18 protein-coding genes are annotated in these 14,883 nt (G+C 69.4%); 11 read left to right on the forward strand and 7 right to left on the reverse strand.

Annotated features, from left to right (window positions below):
* Positions 1-6: 6 nt before the first annotated feature.
* The 3 genes from K6T84_RS15685 (at position 7) to K6T84_RS15695 (ending at position 2,609) form a co-directional block, all read left to right on the forward strand.
* Positions 7-672, forward strand: a complete 666-nt coding sequence (locus K6T84_RS15685; RefSeq protein WP_225401078.1) for a TetR/AcrR family transcriptional regulator — start codon at positions 7-9, stop codon at positions 670-672.
* A gap of 62 nt (positions 673-734) precedes the next feature.
* On the forward strand, positions 735-1,673 hold the full coding sequence (locus tag K6T84_RS15690) for a class I SAM-dependent methyltransferase (protein ID WP_225401079.1): 939 nt from the start codon (positions 735-737) through the stop codon (positions 1,671-1,673).
* 72 nt (positions 1,674-1,745) lie between these two features.
* On the forward strand, positions 1,746-2,609 hold the full coding sequence (locus tag K6T84_RS15695; protein WP_224863964.1) for an SDR family oxidoreductase: 864 nt from the start codon (positions 1,746-1,748) through the stop codon (positions 2,607-2,609).
* Between the two features lie 18 nt (positions 2,610-2,627).
* Here K6T84_RS15695 and K6T84_RS15700 read toward each other — a convergent pair whose 3' ends face one another.
* Both K6T84_RS15700 and K6T84_RS15705 read right to left on the reverse strand, forming a co-directional pair.
* Positions 2,628-3,455, reverse strand: coding sequence for a tyrosine-protein phosphatase (locus K6T84_RS15700; RefSeq protein ID WP_224863965.1), 828 nt, complete (start codon positions 3,453-3,455; stop codon positions 2,628-2,630).
* 75 nt (positions 3,456-3,530) lie between these two features.
* Positions 3,531-3,674 carry a hypothetical protein gene (locus tag K6T84_RS15705; protein ID WP_224863966.1) on the reverse strand — a complete coding sequence of 48 codons (144 nt, stop codon included), beginning with the start codon at positions 3,672-3,674 and terminating at the stop codon, positions 3,531-3,533.
* Between the two features lie 134 nt (positions 3,675-3,808).
* Between K6T84_RS15705 and K6T84_RS15710 the strand changes: the two genes are divergently transcribed.
* Positions 3,809-4,444, forward strand: a complete 636-nt coding sequence (locus K6T84_RS15710) for a TetR/AcrR family transcriptional regulator (protein WP_225401080.1) — start codon at positions 3,809-3,811, stop codon at positions 4,442-4,444.
* Here the strand turns inward: K6T84_RS15710 and K6T84_RS15715 are convergent.
* Positions 4,441-5,334, reverse strand: coding sequence for an alpha/beta hydrolase (locus K6T84_RS15715; RefSeq protein ID WP_225401081.1), 894 nt, complete (start codon positions 5,332-5,334; stop codon positions 4,441-4,443). The genes K6T84_RS15710 and K6T84_RS15715 overlap by 4 nt on opposite strands.
* A gap of 61 nt (positions 5,335-5,395) precedes the next feature.
* Here K6T84_RS15715 and K6T84_RS15720 point away from each other — a divergent pair, with 61 nt between their 5' ends.
* A complete protein-coding gene (locus tag K6T84_RS15720) occupies positions 5,396-6,736 on the forward strand; it encodes an FAD-binding oxidoreductase (protein WP_225402091.1) in 1,341 nt (446 codons plus the stop codon).
* Between the two features lie 22 nt (positions 6,737-6,758).
* On the opposite strand, the gene K6T84_RS15725 is transcribed toward K6T84_RS15720, so the two are convergent.
* From K6T84_RS15725 to K6T84_RS15735, 3 genes are read right to left on the reverse strand one after another with little or no spacing between them, the layout of a single operon-like run.
* Positions 6,759-7,289, reverse strand: a complete 531-nt coding sequence (locus K6T84_RS15725) for a TetR/AcrR family transcriptional regulator (RefSeq protein ID WP_224863970.1) — start codon at positions 7,287-7,289, stop codon at positions 6,759-6,761.
* Positions 7,286-8,101 (reverse strand): thioesterase family protein, encoded by an 816-nt coding sequence (locus tag K6T84_RS15730; RefSeq protein ID WP_225401082.1) that lies wholly within the window; start codon positions 8,099-8,101, stop codon positions 7,286-7,288. Before K6T84_RS15730 ends, K6T84_RS15725 begins: the two co-directional genes overlap by 4 nt.
* 11 nt (positions 8,102-8,112) lie before the next feature.
* Entirely contained in the window at positions 8,113-8,946 is an 834-nt protein-coding gene (locus tag K6T84_RS15735) for an SMP-30/gluconolactonase/LRE family protein (protein WP_224865615.1), read from the reverse strand.
* Positions 8,947-9,031: 85 nt separating this feature from the next.
* Here K6T84_RS15735 and K6T84_RS15740 point away from each other — a divergent pair, with 85 nt between their 5' ends.
* The gene (locus K6T84_RS15740) at positions 9,032-9,922 is read left to right on the forward strand and encodes an acyl-CoA thioesterase (protein WP_224863972.1); all 891 of its coding nucleotides are present in this window, start codon (positions 9,032-9,034) and stop codon (positions 9,920-9,922) included.
* On the opposite strand, the gene K6T84_RS15745 is transcribed toward K6T84_RS15740, so the two are convergent.
* Complete coding sequence (locus K6T84_RS15745) at positions 9,919-10,590, reverse strand: DUF427 domain-containing protein (RefSeq protein WP_224863973.1); 672 nt, start codon at positions 10,588-10,590, stop codon at positions 9,919-9,921. The genes K6T84_RS15740 and K6T84_RS15745 overlap by 4 nt on opposite strands.
* A 74-nt stretch (positions 10,591-10,664) precedes the next feature.
* Between K6T84_RS15745 and K6T84_RS15750 the strand changes: the two genes are divergently transcribed.
* Genes K6T84_RS15750 through K6T84_RS15770 form a run of 5 tightly spaced genes read left to right on the forward strand, consistent with a single transcriptional unit; the run spans position 10,665 to position 14,876 of the window.
* Positions 10,665-11,213 (forward strand): hypothetical protein, encoded by a 549-nt coding sequence (locus K6T84_RS15750; RefSeq protein ID WP_224863974.1) that lies wholly within the window; start codon positions 10,665-10,667, stop codon positions 11,211-11,213.
* Positions 11,213-11,929 (forward strand): NIPSNAP family protein, encoded by a 717-nt coding sequence (locus tag K6T84_RS15755; protein WP_225401083.1) that lies wholly within the window; start codon positions 11,213-11,215, stop codon positions 11,927-11,929. Before K6T84_RS15750 ends, K6T84_RS15755 begins: the two co-directional genes overlap by 1 nt.
* A 50-nt stretch (positions 11,930-11,979) precedes the next feature.
* Positions 11,980-13,152 carry a cytochrome P450 gene (locus K6T84_RS15760; RefSeq protein WP_224865616.1) on the forward strand — a complete coding sequence of 391 codons (1,173 nt, stop codon included), beginning with the start codon at positions 11,980-11,982 and terminating at the stop codon, positions 13,150-13,152.
* Positions 13,153-13,155: 3 nt separating this feature from the next.
* A complete protein-coding gene (locus tag K6T84_RS15765; protein ID WP_225401084.1) occupies positions 13,156-14,124 on the forward strand; it encodes a zinc-binding dehydrogenase in 969 nt (322 codons plus the stop codon).
* Positions 14,121-14,876 (forward strand): HpcH/HpaI aldolase family protein, encoded by a 756-nt coding sequence (locus K6T84_RS15770; RefSeq protein WP_224863977.1) that lies wholly within the window; start codon positions 14,121-14,123, stop codon positions 14,874-14,876. The genes K6T84_RS15765 and K6T84_RS15770 overlap by 4 nt, the downstream gene beginning before the upstream one ends.
* Positions 14,877-14,883 lie beyond the last annotated feature (7 nt).

Raw genomic sequence — 14,883 nt, forward strand, 5'->3', positions numbered from 1 at the left:
TGCTGCGTGATTCGTTCGTTAGCGGCTTCGGCCAATCACGGGCCGGGGCGGCCCCGCGGTGTGCGCTCGGGTGTGACTCGCGGGCGCATTATTGCCGCTGCTCGCAGTGCGTTCAGCGAGTTGGGTTACGGTGCCACCACGTTTCAGTCCGTCGCCAGCCGGGCAGCTCTGACCCGGCCGGCGGTCAACCACTACTTTGCCAACAAGCAGTTGCTCTACCGGGCGGTGCTGGAGGATGCCGAGGCGCTGGTCGCGCAGGCCGTAAACGAGGCGTTGACGCGGACCGACCTGGTCGATCAGCTGTCGACGTTCGTGTTGGCCGTGGCCCAACTCGAACAGGACGACCGCACCGTGGCCGCGTTCGTCGTCACCGCGGTGCTCGACGCCGAGCGGCACCCCGAATTGCGGGACCTCGTTGAAGGAACCTCGGTGGTCACCCGCGACTTCCTGTCCGGGGTGCTGAACGCCGCCATCGAGCGCGGCGAGCTGATGACCCACGTCGACGTCGCCGCGCTTTCCGAGCTGCTGCTGGCGGTGCTGTGGGGAGTGGGGTTCTACGTGGCGTTCGTCGGTGACTACCAAGAGTCCGCGGCGGTGATCGCCCACGTGCACCTGCTGTTGTCGAACCAGCTCTGGGCGCTGCGGCAGCCCAGCCCTCTGGTCGTTGAATAGCGCAGCTAAGTTTTTTCGGTAACATGGCGCTCGGTATCAGCGTCAACCAAGTGAGGTAACCGATGAGCTCTCTGCGCACCCACGACGACACCTGGGACATCGCCACCAGCGTCGGCTCGACGGCGGTGATGGTGGCCGCCGCCCGCGCGTCCGAGACCACCAGCGCCGATCCGCTGATCCGTGACCCCTACGCCCAGATGCTGGTCGCCGGGGCCGGAACCGGTGTGTGGGAGATGCTGCTCGACGAGACCCTGGTGGACAAGGTGGCCGCCATCGATGCCGAGATCGCCGGGGTCTATCACCACATGCGCAACTATCAGGCGGTCCGGACGCATTTCTTCGACGCCTTTTTCGCAGACGCCACCGACGCCGGGATTCGACAGGTGGTGATCCTGGCCTCTGGCCTGGACTCCCGCGCCTACCGGTTGGACTGGCCGGCCGGCACCACCGTCTATGAGATTGACCAGCCGAAGGTGTTGGCCTACAAGGAGCAGACCCTGGCGACCAATGGCGTGACGCCGGTGGCCGAGCGCCGCACGGTGGCCATCGACCTTCGGCAGGACTGGCCGGCCGCCTTGACCGCCGCCGGCTTCGATCCCGCGGTCCCGACGGCATGGTTGGCCGAAGGACTGTTGATGTACCTTCCCGCCGAGGGTCAGGACCGGCTGTTCGACCAGATCACCGCGCTCAGTGCTCCGGGGAGCCGGATCGCGGCGGAGACCGCGGGCAAGCACGGCTCCGATGAGCGGCGCCAGCAGATGGCGGAACGGTTCAAGAAGATCACGGAGATGGTCGGCATGACGCAAAGCCTGGACATCCAGGATCTGATCTACCAAGACGACGACCGCGCGCCGGTGCGGGGATGGCTCGACGAGCACGGGTGGCAGGCCACCTCGCAGCCCTCCACCGCCGAGATGCGCCGGCTGAACCGCTGGGTCGACGTCTCGATGACGGACGACGAGGACGCGTTCTCGGAGTTCGTCACGGCGGTGCGCGGCTGACCCCACCCGTGGAAGTCGGCGCGCCGGGTGCTCTAGCCTGGCGAGGAGCAAGCCCACCGCGAAAGGAACCTCATGCCCGGAGTGCAGGATCGTGTTGTAGTCGTCACCGGAGCCGGTGGGGGATTGGGCCGTGATTACGCCCTGACCCTGGCCCGCGAGGGCGCCTGTGTGGTGGTCAACGACCTGGGCGGCGCGCGCGACGGCACTGGAGCCGGACACAACATGGCCGACCACGTGGTCGCCGAGATCAAGGAGGCCGGCGGCCGGGCCGTCGCCAACTACGACAGCGTCGCCGACCCCGACGGCGCCGCCAACATCATCAAGACCGCTATCGATGAGTTCGGCAAGGTCGACGGCGTGGTCAGCAACGCCGGCATCCTGCGCGACGGCACCTTCCACAAGATGACCTTCGAGAACTGGAACGCCGTGCTGCAGGTCCACCTCTACGGCGGGTACAACGTGGTGCGCGCCGCCTGGCCGCACTTCCGCGAGCAGAGCTACGGCCGGGTCGTGGTGGCCACCTCCACCAGCGGCCTGTTCGGCAACTTCGGGCAGGCCAACTATGGCGCGGCCAAGCTGGGCCTGGTCGGCATGATCAACACGCTGGCAATCGAGGGCGCCAAGTACAACATCAAGGCCAACGCGATCGCCCCGATCGCCGCCACCCGGATGACCGAGGACATCCTGCCGCCGGAGGTGCTGGCCAAGCTCAAGCCGGAGTACGTCGCGCCGGTGGTGGCCTACCTGTGCACCGAAGAGGTGCCCGAGACCGGGTCGGTGTTCATCGCCGGCGGTGGCAAGGTGCAGCGGGCGGCGCTGTTCGAGAACCCCGGCGCCACCTTCGACAACCCGCCGTCGGTCGACGACGTCGCGGCGCAGTGGGCAACGATCGCCGATCTGTCGGCGGCCAAGTCGGCCAGCTTCTCGCTGCAGTGAGCTCCGCGCCGGGGACGTCTAGCTGAGCAGCGCGTCGCGCAGTCCGTCCCGGTCGGCGTCGGTCACGCCGCAGGCGTGCAGGAACTCCTCGAACGAGCCGAAGTGCTCGTCGATTGCGTGGTGGGCGGCGTCGAGATACTCGGCCCGCACACCGAGCACCGAGTCGGACAGCCGGGCCTCGGTGAAGGTCAGCACCTCCGGGGTGATCTCGACCTCGGCGCGCTGGCGGATCATCTCCAGGATGTGTTCGCGCAGGATCGGGACCGCGATGTTGGACCGCAGATAGTCGGCCAGCACCGCGTCCCGGTCCGCTCCGGCGGCCCGCAGGACCGACGCGACGACGAACCCGGTGCGGTCCTTGCCGGCGAAGCAGTGCGCCAGCACCGGCCGCCCCGCTGCCAACAGCGAGACCACCCGGTGCACCGCCCGACGGGAACCGGGCAGGGTGGGGAATCGGGCGTACTCGTCGAGCATGTAGCGAGCGGCCACGTCGGCGGCCGAATCCTCGTCGGGCTTCTCCTCCATCATCCTGCGGAAGGCGTCCTCATGCGGCGCGTCACTGCCCGGTGCCTGGTCGGCGGCCAGGTCCGGGAACGGCAGCAGGTGGATGTCGACGCCGGCCGGCACCTGGCCGGGACCGCGCCGGGTCACCTCGCGGGGTGAGCGCAGGTCGGCGACGTCGGTCACGCCGATCCGCAGCAGTTGCTCGCGGCCCGCATCGTCGAGGCGGCTCAGTTCGCTGGACCGGAAAAGGCGGCCCGGGCCCACGGCGTCGACGATGTCGGAGACGTCACGAAAATTCCAGGCCCCGGACAATTCCGGGGACAGTTCCGGCTGGGAGGTCACTTGGCCACGATAAGTCACAGCAGCAAAAGCCCCCGATCCGAGGGGACCGGGGGCTGCTCGTGGCGCGGGTTGGGTCTAGATCGGCGGGTAGTTCTGTGGGGGATAGCCGCCACCGCCGTCGACGCCGCGCAGACCCCACGTCAGGTATTTGAAGAAGAACTCCGCTTCGTCGCTCATCTCGTAATCCGGATTCGGATCGTAACCGTAACCAGGACCCATTTCGATCAACCCCTCAACTTGGCTGCTGCCAGTTTAGTCGGCTCGTCAACACCGGGGATGCGAGACTGCCTAGAATCCTTCCAACCAGTTGATTGACTCGCCGGTGAGACCGGCCAGCGAAAGAGCGGGCGTACATGGCAAACGATAAGGGCTCGTCCCAGGGGCCCTCCCGCCGCGAGGAACTGCTCGCGGTCGCCACGAAGCTGTTCGCCGCCCGCGGTTACCACGGCACCCGGATGGACGACGTCGCCGATGTGGTCGGGCTGAACAAGGCGACCGTCTACCACTATTACGCCAGCAAGTCGCTGATCCTCTACGACATCTACCAGCAGGCCGCCGAACGGACGCTGGCCGCCGTGCATGATGACCCGTCCTGGACCGCCCGCGAGGCGCTCTACCAGTACACCGTGCGCCTGCTCGACCAGATCGCCGAGAACCCGGAGGGCGCCGCGGTGTACTGGCAGGAGCAGCCCTACATCACCGAATGGTTCACCGACGAACAGGTCGCCGAAGTCCGGGAGAAGGAGACCCAGGTCTACGAGCACGTGCACGGCCTGATCGACCGCGGTATCGCCAACGGCGAGTTCTACCAATGCGATTCGCATGTGCTGGCGCTCGGCTACATCGGTATGACGATGGGTGCCTACCGCTGGTTGCGGCCCAGCGGCCGACGCAGCGCCCAGGAGATCGCCGCGGAGTTCAGCACCGCACTGCTGCGCGGGCTGATCCGCGACGAGAAGATCCGGGTGGAGTCCCCGCTGGGGCGCTAATCGGCCTTGAGGTTGGCGTCCAAGAACTCCAGCTGATCGGCGATGACCCGTTCGAACGCGTCGCCGACGTAGATGTCGAAGTGGCCCTCCGGGTAGCGCTTGACCGTGCCGCGCGGCGCCTGCGCGGCGTAACGCAGCGTCGGCCCGGCCGGGGCGACCGAGTCGGTGTCGCAGACGCAGAACAGGATCGGGCAGGTGACCTTGGCGGCTTGGCGGCCCGGACGGTAGGTGAGGATCTTCATCCCGATCCGGGCGGCGACCTCGTTGCGCAGGGTCTCGCCCTGCGGCACCAGCTTCAGGTAGCCCGGGTAGGAGTCGGGCGTGCTCATCAACGCGACCTCACCGGGACGCCCGGCGGTGGCCACCAGTACCGGCGGATTGCCCAGCCGCGCCGCCAACATGTCGCGCGCCGCAAGCAGGCTGATCTTCGCGGTGGTCAGCGGCGGGATGGTCCGCGCCGAGGCGATCCCGTCGGTGAAGGGGCACTGCGCCACCACCGCGGCCACCGGCAGCCTCGCCGCGGTGGCGATCACGTGTCCGCCGCCGAACGAGGTGCCCCACAAGCCGATGCGGGCCGGGTCCACACCGGCGAGGGTGTGCGCGAAATCGACCGCGGCGGCCCAGTCCGCCAACTGCATGTTCACATCCAGCAGCTGGCGCGGGGCGCCCCCGCTGTCCCCGAAGTTTCGGTAGTCGAACACCAGGCAGGCGTAGCCGGCGGCGGCGAACCGCTCGGCGTAGGCGTCCAGGCGCATGGTGCGTACCGCGCCCAGACCGTGCGCCATCACCAGCAGCGGTGCGCCGCGCGGACCCACCTCCTCGGGCCGGTACAGCCAGGCGCTGACGCGGTCGGCGCCGGAGGGGAAGGTGACGTCTTCGCGGGTGGCCATGATCAAAAGGTAGCGCGTCATGTGATAAACCGACTGCGTGACCGGGTCCACGATCGCCAGCCTGCTCGCCGGCCTGGCGCAGGTGGTGGGGGCCGGCCAGATCACCGACGATCCCGACGTGTTGGCCGGGCGCAGCGTCGACCACACCGGGCGGTATTCGGGCCGGGCCACCGCGCTGGTGCGGCCCGGATCGGCCGATGAGGTGGCCGCGGTGCTGCGGCTCTGCCGGGACGCCGGGGCGCACGTCACCGTGCAGGGTGGCCGGACCTCGCTGGTGGCCGGCACGGTACCCGAATACGACGACGTGCTGCTGTCCACCGAGCGGCTCAACACCGTCGGCGCCGTCGACACGACAGAGCGCCGGGTGAGCGCCGGGGCGGGTGCCACCCTGGCGGTGGTGCAGCAGGCGGCGGCCGCGGCCGGCCTGGTGTTCGGGGTGGACCTGACCGCCCGCGACACCGCCACCGTCGGCGGCATGGCCTCGACGAACGCCGGCGGCCTGCACACCGTGCACTACGGCAACATGGGCGAACAGATCCTCGGTCTCGAGGTCGCGTTGCCGGACGGCACGCTGCTGCACCGGCACTCCGCGGTGCGCGCCGACAACACCGGCTACGACCTGCCGGCGCTGTTCGTCGGCGCCGAGGGCACCCTGGGGGTGATCACCGGCGTGGATCTGCGGCTGCGGCCCGCCCCGGCGCATCGGGCCACGGCGGTCTGCGGGTTCGCCGACCTGGACGCGCTGGTGGCTGCGGCCAGGGTCTTCCGCGACCTGGACGGCGTCGCGGCCCTGGAGCTGATCGACGCCCGGGTGACGGCGCTGACCGGCGAGCGGCTCGGGGTGCCCGCCCCGGTGGCCGGCGACTGGCTGCTGCTGGTCGAGCTGACCGGTGACACCGACCAGACCGATCGCCTCGCCGAGCGACTGGAGCAGGTGGCGGGGTGTACCGAGCCGGCGGTCGGGGTAGACGGTGCCACCAGCGGCCGGCTGTGGCGGGTGCGCGAGGCGGTGGCCGAGGTGCTCGGGGCGTTCGGCCCGCCGCTGAAGTTCGACGTGGCGCTGCCACTGGCGACGGTGGCCCGGTTCGCCGCCGCGGCCACCGTGCTGGTGGGCCGGCACGCGCCCGATGCGCTGCCGGTGCTGTTCGGCCACATCGGCGAGGGCAACCTGCACCTCAACGTGCTGCGGTGCCCCGCGGACGCCGAACCGGGGCTGTACGCGGCGATGATGGAGCTGATCGCCGACTGCGGCGGCAACGTCAGCTCGGAGCACGGGGTGGGCAGTCGCAAACGGGCCTACCTGTCGATGTCACGCGGGCCGGGCGATATCGCGGCGATGCGGGTGGTCAAGGCGGCTTTCGATCCGACCGGGTATCTCAACGCGGCCGTGCTGTTCGGCTGAGCCGATGGCGACGACCCGCCGCTCAGCGGTGTTTGATGCCGACGGCCTGGCGTAGCTGGGCCAGGAACTGATCCGAGTCGTCGCTGCGGATGATGTAGTGCGAGATGGCGATCCGGATCGCGGCGGCGGCCTTCACCGCGGCGTCGGGCCCGGACAGCATCCGCTGCAGCCCCTCACGCATCGGGGCGATGATCCGGGCGAAGTCGGTCAGCACGTGCTTGGGCTCAATGTCGATCATCCGCACACCGGTCGACGAATGCTGGTAGTCGACAATGAAACGCAATGCGGCATCCAGCTTTTCGGCACCTTTCAGCCCCTCGGTGGCGCGGCTCAGGCCGCTGTCGAAGGTGTGCCGCTCGTAGCGGGAGAACGCCGTGATGAGCTCCTCTTTCGACGGAAACCACCGATACAGCGTCGGCCGCGACACCCCGGCCTGGGAGGCGACCTCGGACAGGCTGAGCTTGGTCATGCCGTTGCGGCCGAGCACCTCGGCGGTGGCCGCGAGAATCCGCTGCCGGGTCGAGTTGTCGAGTTCGTCCACGCTTTCGGTCATTTCGGCTCCCGTCGGCGCACCAGCACCGACTGCTGGATGGCCGCCACCGCGCCGCGCTCGTCGAACAGCGTACCGATGGTGGCCCCGATGCCGTCCGGGCCGTAGTTGGTCTGGGCGCGGATCCCGATCCACTCGCCGTCGGGAATCCGGTGCAGGTGCACCACCAGGTCGGTGTTGAGGAACGTCCACTTGGTGATGTCGAGCTTGGTGCCGACACCGTTGGCGTCGTCGGCGACCGCGAACAGCCGCTGCAGCGGCGTCATCGACTCACCGGCCACCAGGTGGGCCACCGGCATGATCCAGGCTTCGCCGTCGCCGGGCGCCAGCGGTGTGGTCAACCACCGCCAGTCCACGCTGTGCACGTAGTTGCGGTCCCAGTTCTGCCGCATGTTCATGGCGCGGGCCTCGCCGACCGGGCGCAGCGGCGGCGCCGAGGCGTGCTCGATGGCGCCGGTCTCCAGGGTCTGCAGCCGCCAGCCGGTAGCACGGGCGACCGGTCGGGGCGCCTCGTCGGGGCCCGGCGCCAGCAGTTCGGCGCCGACAAGTTCGATCTGCCGGCCGGTGCGTTCGATCTGGGATCGGACCCACAGCGGGCCCTCGACCGGGACCGGCCCCAGCAGGTCGACCGCGACGCGGCTCAGCCGGGTGTCGGGGCGGGCGTGTGTGCGTTCCAGCGCCCGCACCAGCAGCGCCGAAACCGGTGCGGCGTGCTGGATCTTCGCCGACCAGGTGCCGCGGGCCAGGTCGGTGGCGGCGAAACGTTCGCCGTGCGGATCGGCGGCATCCACCAGTTCGTAGTAGGAGTCGGTCACGAAGTCTCCCTTCAGGGCCGCCCGGCGCCGGGAATCGCCACGGTCACCGTGTCCAACCGGGAGTCGCGGGTCCCGATCAGCCGTTTGGGGTAGGCGTCGGTGCTGGACAACAGGAACAGTGTGCGGCGTGCGGGCCCGCCCAGCGTGCAGGCGATCGCGGCCCGGTCGCCGACGTCGATGCGGTCGGTGACCTCCCCGCCCTCGGTGATCCGCTCGAACTGGTGGGCCAGCGTCATCGAGGTCCAGACCCCGCCGGCCGCATCCAGGGTGATGCCGTCCGGCGGACCGTCCAGACCGTCGGCGAAGACCCGGCGATCACTCAGCGCGCCGTCGCCGCCGATGGTGAATGCGGACAGGCGCCGGCCGATCGACTCGGCGACGATCAGTGTGGCGCCGTCGGGGGTGATCACCATGCCGTTGGGGAAGTCGAGATCGGCGGCGACGGTGTGGATGCCGCCGTCCGGATCGATCCGCACGATCACCCCGCCGGTGTAGGCCTGCGAGCCGACATAGCAGCGACCGGCGTCGTCGACGACCATGTCGCCGAGGGCGGCCGGGACGCGGTCGCGCAGATCGGCCACGGTGGTCACCGCCTCGCCGTCGTAGCGCAGCAGCCGGCGGTCTTCGGCGGAGGCGATCAGCAGCGAACCGTCCGAGGCGAATCCCAGGCCGCTCGGGGTGTGCCCGGGCAGTGCGACGGTGGTCATCGAGCCGTTGAGGGTGACGCTGTGCACCGCCTCGCCGAGCATGTCGGAGAACCACAGCAGGCCCTCGAACCAGCGCGGGCCCTCCCCGAAGCAGAATCCGCCGGCCAGCGGCGCCGGATGCGAACTTGCCTCGGCGATGCTCAACACGGTCGCCCTCCTGTGTCCGTCGCGCGCGCGACCAGGCCTACTTTACAAAACATGTCCGAAATGTCACGCTCGCCGAATGGTTCAACCCACTGAGATCTCCCCGGCCACACCGTGGTCGGTCAGCGGCCTGCTCGATCTGTTCGAGGTAACCCCGGACGGCCCCGACCGGTTCATCGGGCAGACCGGCCTTGCCGGCGACGACGAGCGCCAGGTGGTCGAAGGCACGCAGCTGCTGGCGCAGGCCATCGTGGGTGCGGCAAAACGCTTCGCGGACAAGTCGATCCGCTCGGTACACGCCGTGTTCGCCCGCGCGGTGATGGTGGGTCCGCCCGCGGAATACACCGTCGACGTGGTCAACGAAGGGCGCTCGACGGCCACCGCGGTCATCGCGGTGCTGCAGAACGGGCGGCGCTGCGCGACGATCACGGTGCTCGCCGACGTCCCGTCCGACGACGTCATCACCCATCACCTGCCGCGGGCGGACGTCGCCTCGCCGGCGGAGTCCAACCACTGCGAGATGCCGATGACCGGACGCGATGTGCGCCTGGTCGACGTCGTGGACGTCAACAGCCCCGACGAGGTGGGGCCGCCGGAGCTCTACGCCTGGCTGCGCTACGACCCGATTCCCAGCCGCGACGATCTCGCCAAGGCGCTGATCGCGTATTTCACCGGCCACCTGGGTATTTCGACGACGATGCGCGCCCACGCCGGCATCGGCACCAGCCAATCGCATCTGACCGTGTCCACCGCACCGATGACCGTCATGGTCAGTTTCCACGAGCCGGTGCGTTGGGACGGCTGGATCCTCTACGGCCATGAGAGCACCCAGGTGGGCGCCGGCATGTCCTATGTGCGGGGCACCGTGCACACCGAGCAGGGTGAGCTGCTCGCCTCCTTCGCCCAGGACGGGCTGATCCGCCCGCTGCGCACCAGCGACAACAAGATCGCCGAGCAGAACCGGATCTAGGGCAGTTCGGCGAACCCCTCGACACGGGTCAGATCGAAGCTGAAAAACCCTGCGATGGGCGAACTCTCCGGCAGCGGTTCCGGGTAGCTCCAGGCGACGTCGGTGACCACCGTGTCTCCGACGACCGCCGACCAGTAGCTGGCGTACCCCTTGTAGTTGCAGTAGGTCGACGTCGTCGACGGCGCCAAAAGGTCGGTGCGGACGTGGCCGGGGGCGACGTAGAGCCGCGCCGGCAGCGACGTCTCGAACACGATCACCGTGTCGTCGGTGTCCACCAGGTCCGCCCCGGCGACCGTGACGCGCAGCGCGCGCTTGGTGGGCCGGCAGTCCACGCGGTGATACGGGTTGGGCGGGTAGTGCACCAGCCGCCGGCCCTCTTCGAGCCAGCCGTCCACGGCGTCCCAGGGCACCTGGACGTACCCGGGCGCCTCCGGCACGGGTTGGTGCGGCAGGTCGCCGACGGCACCGGCGGGAAAGGCGTAGGACAGCGGCTGATGTGTGCGATGCACAAGCAGTGCGCGTTCGGTGTCGATAACCGTGCGGTCGCCTCGGATCGCCTGCACGCGGCGGGGATGCGGTTCGACATAGACCAGGTCTCCGGTGACCTCCGGGTAGATCCGGCCGGCCCGGTGTTCCGACAGCGGGCCCTGGCCTGCGACCAGACTCAACTCGGGTCACCTCCCTCGCGTCACTCGTCCCGACGTACCTTTACAAACTAGTCCGAAAATGTAATATTTCCCAGATGCCGAACAGCGCCAATGCCGTGCAGGTTCCCGACCTCTTCCCGGACCCCCACCTGCGCTATCGCCTGAACGTCATCGCCCTCGACGTCGCCGGCCTGGTCGCGGCGGCGGGCGGATGGCTGTATCACCGAGTGGCCACCGGCTGGGACGTGACCGTTGCGGTACCCGACTCCCAGGATCTGCGGCCACTGCAGATCCTCGGCGTCACCACAGCGGACCTGGAGGCCGGGCTGTGCGCACCGGAAGGCGCGGCCGGACAGTGCCTGGCCGTCGTCGCCGACGCCGTGGTCACCGACGCCCGGATCAGCCACCGGGTGCAGGCCGCGTTGCGGCACAGCCTGACCGAGGTGGTGGTCTGGGGCCACAGCTGGCCGATGGACCACCGGCTCAACCACGTTCGGCATCTGCCCACCGCGGCGGGTCGGGCCTTCAAACGGCAGGCCCTGCTGGCCGCCAAGACCGACGCCGGGGTAGTCGGTCCGGAGTTGTTCCTCAGCGACCAAAAGCACAGCCTGCCAACCGATTCCGACCTGGTGCCGGTCGACTGATGCGCAAATACCACGCCCATACCCTGCTGTACCTGCACGAAACCATCGACCTGGGCCGCGGGCAGGCCGACGACTTCACCACCGCCTTCACGCGGATCTACCAGCCGATGATGACCGAACTGGGTGCCCGGCTGTTCGCGCTGTGGGAGACCACCGCCTACAACGGGCACTGGCCGCAGGTCACCGTCATCTGGGAGATCGACAGCTTCGCCGACTACGCCCGGATCGGTCGGGCCCATGCCCGCGCCGGCAGCCACGCCACCCCCGCCGCCGAATGGAAGGCCTACCTCGCCGGCGTCGGCGCATCGGGAGAGGGCCGCATCATGTACCCCGGCCCGCACAACAAGACGCTGGCCCAGCTGCGCGCCGACGGCTTCGACGCCACCGTGGTGATCCAGGAGATCATGCAGACCAAACCCGGCCGCCAGGACGACTACATCCGGGAGCTGGAGCGGCTGTATGTGCCGTGGTCCGAGCGCACCGGCAAACGCTGGCTGGGCTCCTTCACCACCACGTTCCGTTTCAACGAGGTGATCCACTACTGGGCACTCGACGGCGGCTGGGACTGCTTCGAACAGCACTACCCGTCGTGGAAGGACCAACCGCCGGCCGAGATCGTGACCTGGATGAGCGTGGCGCCGGCCCTGCGCGACGGCTGGGAGGACTCCATCCTCGAGGCCCTGGCGCCCTCACCGCTGCAGGGCGGACCCGCGTGAAAACGGTTGCGGAGCACGATTTCACCTACGACCCGTTCGACCCGGCGGTGATGGCCGACCCGCTGCCGTACTACCGGGTGCTGCGCGACGAGCATCCGGTGTACTACGTGCCGAAATGGGATCTGTACGCGCTGTCGCGTTTCGACGACATCTGGGACGTGCTGGCCGTCAGCGACGGCACCTTCGTGGCCTCGGAGGGCACCCTGCCCGCGGCGAATGTGCTGGCGCAGCACAACACCGGTCCGGTGGCGGACCCGCCGCTGCACCCGCTGCCGTTCCACGCAGTGTTCGACAAGCCGATCTACGACGACATCCGCCGGCTGCAGTCCCCGCCGTTTCGGCCCCGGTCGGTCAGCGACTGGACCGACCGGGTCCGCGAGTTGGCCAACCGGCGGCTCGACGAACTGCTGCCGCAGGGCCGCTTCGATTTGACCTGTGACTACGGTGGCGTGGTGGTAGCGCAGGTGGTGTGCGAACTCCTCGGTATACCAATCGAATTCGCTCCCGAGGTGCTGGCATCGGTGAACGCCGGCAGCCTCGCCGCAGCTGGCGTCGGGGTGGACACCGCGGCGGCGCGGCCCAACTATCTGGACTACCTGGTACCCGCCGTGCAACGCAGGCGTGTCGCAGCCGACGGTGAACTCTCGATCGTCGACGGGATGCTGCGCTACCGGCTGCCCGACGGCAGCGCGCTCGACGACGTCGAGGCGGCCACCCAGCTGCTGTGCATCTTCATCGGCGGTACCGAGACGGTGCCCAAGATCGTCGCGCACGGGCTGTGGGAACTGGCCGGCCGTCCCGACCAGCTCGCCGCGGTGCGCGCCGACCCGGCCACCCGGGTGCCGCAGGCCTGCGACGAGATGATCCGCTACTGCGCACCGGCGCAATGGTTCGCACGCACCGCTCGCAAGCCATACACGTTGCACGGCACCACCATCGAGCCCGGACAGCGCATCATCACGCTGCTGGCCTCGGCCAGCCGCGACGAACGCCAGTACCCCGACCCCGACTCCTTCATCTGGGACCGGCCGATCAAACGCTCCTTGGCCTTCGGGCGCGGTCAGCACTTCTGCATCGGCTACCACCTGGCGCGCCTGGAAGTCACTGTGCTGGTGCAGGAATGGCTGCGCCGGGTGGGGGAGTACCGGATCGTCGCCGACGACGCGACCCGGTTGCCGTCCAGTTTCCAGTGGGGCTGGAACAACATTCCGGTGGAGGTCTGAGCCGTGTGGGCCTACCGGTTGATCGCGCCGTATGAGTTCGAGCGGATCGAAGTCGCCGATCTCACCGAGAGCGACCTCGACGACGGGCAGGTACTGCTGAGGTTCCTCGCCGCCGGGGTGTGCGGCTCTGATCTGCCGGCGTTCCGCGGCACCCAGGGCCGGCTGCCCGGTGACAGCGGCGCCGGTGCCGCCGAGAAGATCGGCTTCCCGATCCACGAGATCGTCGGCGACGTCATCGCCAGCAGGCACACCGCGCATCGCGTCGGTGACCGCGTCGTCGGCTGGGCCTCGAAATTCGACGGCCTGATGCAGACGGTGATCAGCGACGGGGACGGGCTCTTCGCCTACGACCCGGCGCTCGCGCCCGCCAAAGCGGTCGGGCTGCAGCCACTGGCGTGCGTGCTCTACGCGGTCGAGCAGTTGCCGGATCTGGCCGGCCGTCATGTGGCGGTGATCGGGCAGGGTTCGATAGGGCTGCTGTTCAGTGCGGTCGCCAAGGCGGCGGGTGCCCGCCGGGTCACCGGTGTGGACCCGGTGGACCGAGCGGACATGACCGCCGCCTTCGGTATCGACACCGCGGTGCGGTCCACCAGCGATCGGTGGATCCACCATCTGGACGCCGCCGACGCACCGGAGATCGTCATCGAGGCCGTCGGTCACCAGGTCGCCACCCTGGGCCACGCCATCGAAGCCGTCGCCCCCGGCGGAACCGTCTTCTACTTCGGGGTCACCGACGACGACAGCTACCCGATCAGCATGCGCACCATGCTGCGCAACAACCTGACGCTGATCTCCGGTGTGACCCTCGACCGCCGGCGGATGCTGCAGCGGGCCGGTGATTTCGCGGCCGCGCACCCAGACCTGTTGGGCGCCTACGTCACCCACACCTTCGGCGCGGACCAGGTGCAGGCCGCCTTCGAACTGGCCGCGCGTCCCACCCCCGGGCGGGCCAAGATCGCGATCGTCGCATGACGCCGGCACTGCGGACCGCACTGGCGGGCCGGGCGAACCTTTGGGGCGGCTGGATCACCGGGCCGACGGTGCTGGGGCCGGAGGAATTCGCGCGGGCCGGTTACGACTACGTCGGCTTCGACGCCCAGCACAGCTACCTCGACGACGCGGCGATCGCCGGCATGCTGCGCGCCGCCGAACACCTGCCGATCGCCACGGCGGTGCGGCTGGCCAACGCCGATCCGGCGCCCATCGGCCGGGTGCTCGACGCCGGCGCCGACGCGGTGATCATCGCGCTGATCGAGACGGCCGAACAGGCGGCGGCTGCGGTGGCCGCGGCGCGTTACCCACCGGCCGGGGTTCGCAGCTTCGGTCCGTTGCGTCCCCGCCTGGGCGTCGACCCGGCCGGACTGGAATCCCGGGCGGAGGTGTTCGCGATGATCGAAACCCCTTCGGCGCTGGCCGATGTGGAGCGGATCTGCGCGGTGCCCGGGCTGGCCGGCGTGTACGTGGGCCCCGTCGATCTGGCGATCTCGATGGGCGTGCCGCTGTCGGCGGCCACCACGCACCCCGACGCGCGGGCGGCGTTCGCCCGCATCCAGCGGGCAGCGATACAGGCCGGGGTGATTGCCGGCATACATGCCGGAACCGGCACGGCGGGACGCGATCTGGCCGGACTGGGCTATCAGATGCTCACGCTGGCCGCCGAATCCCAGGCGTTGCGGCGCGGGGCGGCCGAGCATCTGGCCGAGGCGTCGGGGAAGGGTCCCTGATGGCCCC

This window comes from Mycobacterium zoologicum, from assembly GCF_020181635.2.
Lineage (GTDB): Bacteria > Actinomycetota > Actinomycetes > Mycobacteriales > Mycobacteriaceae > Mycobacterium > Mycobacterium zoologicum.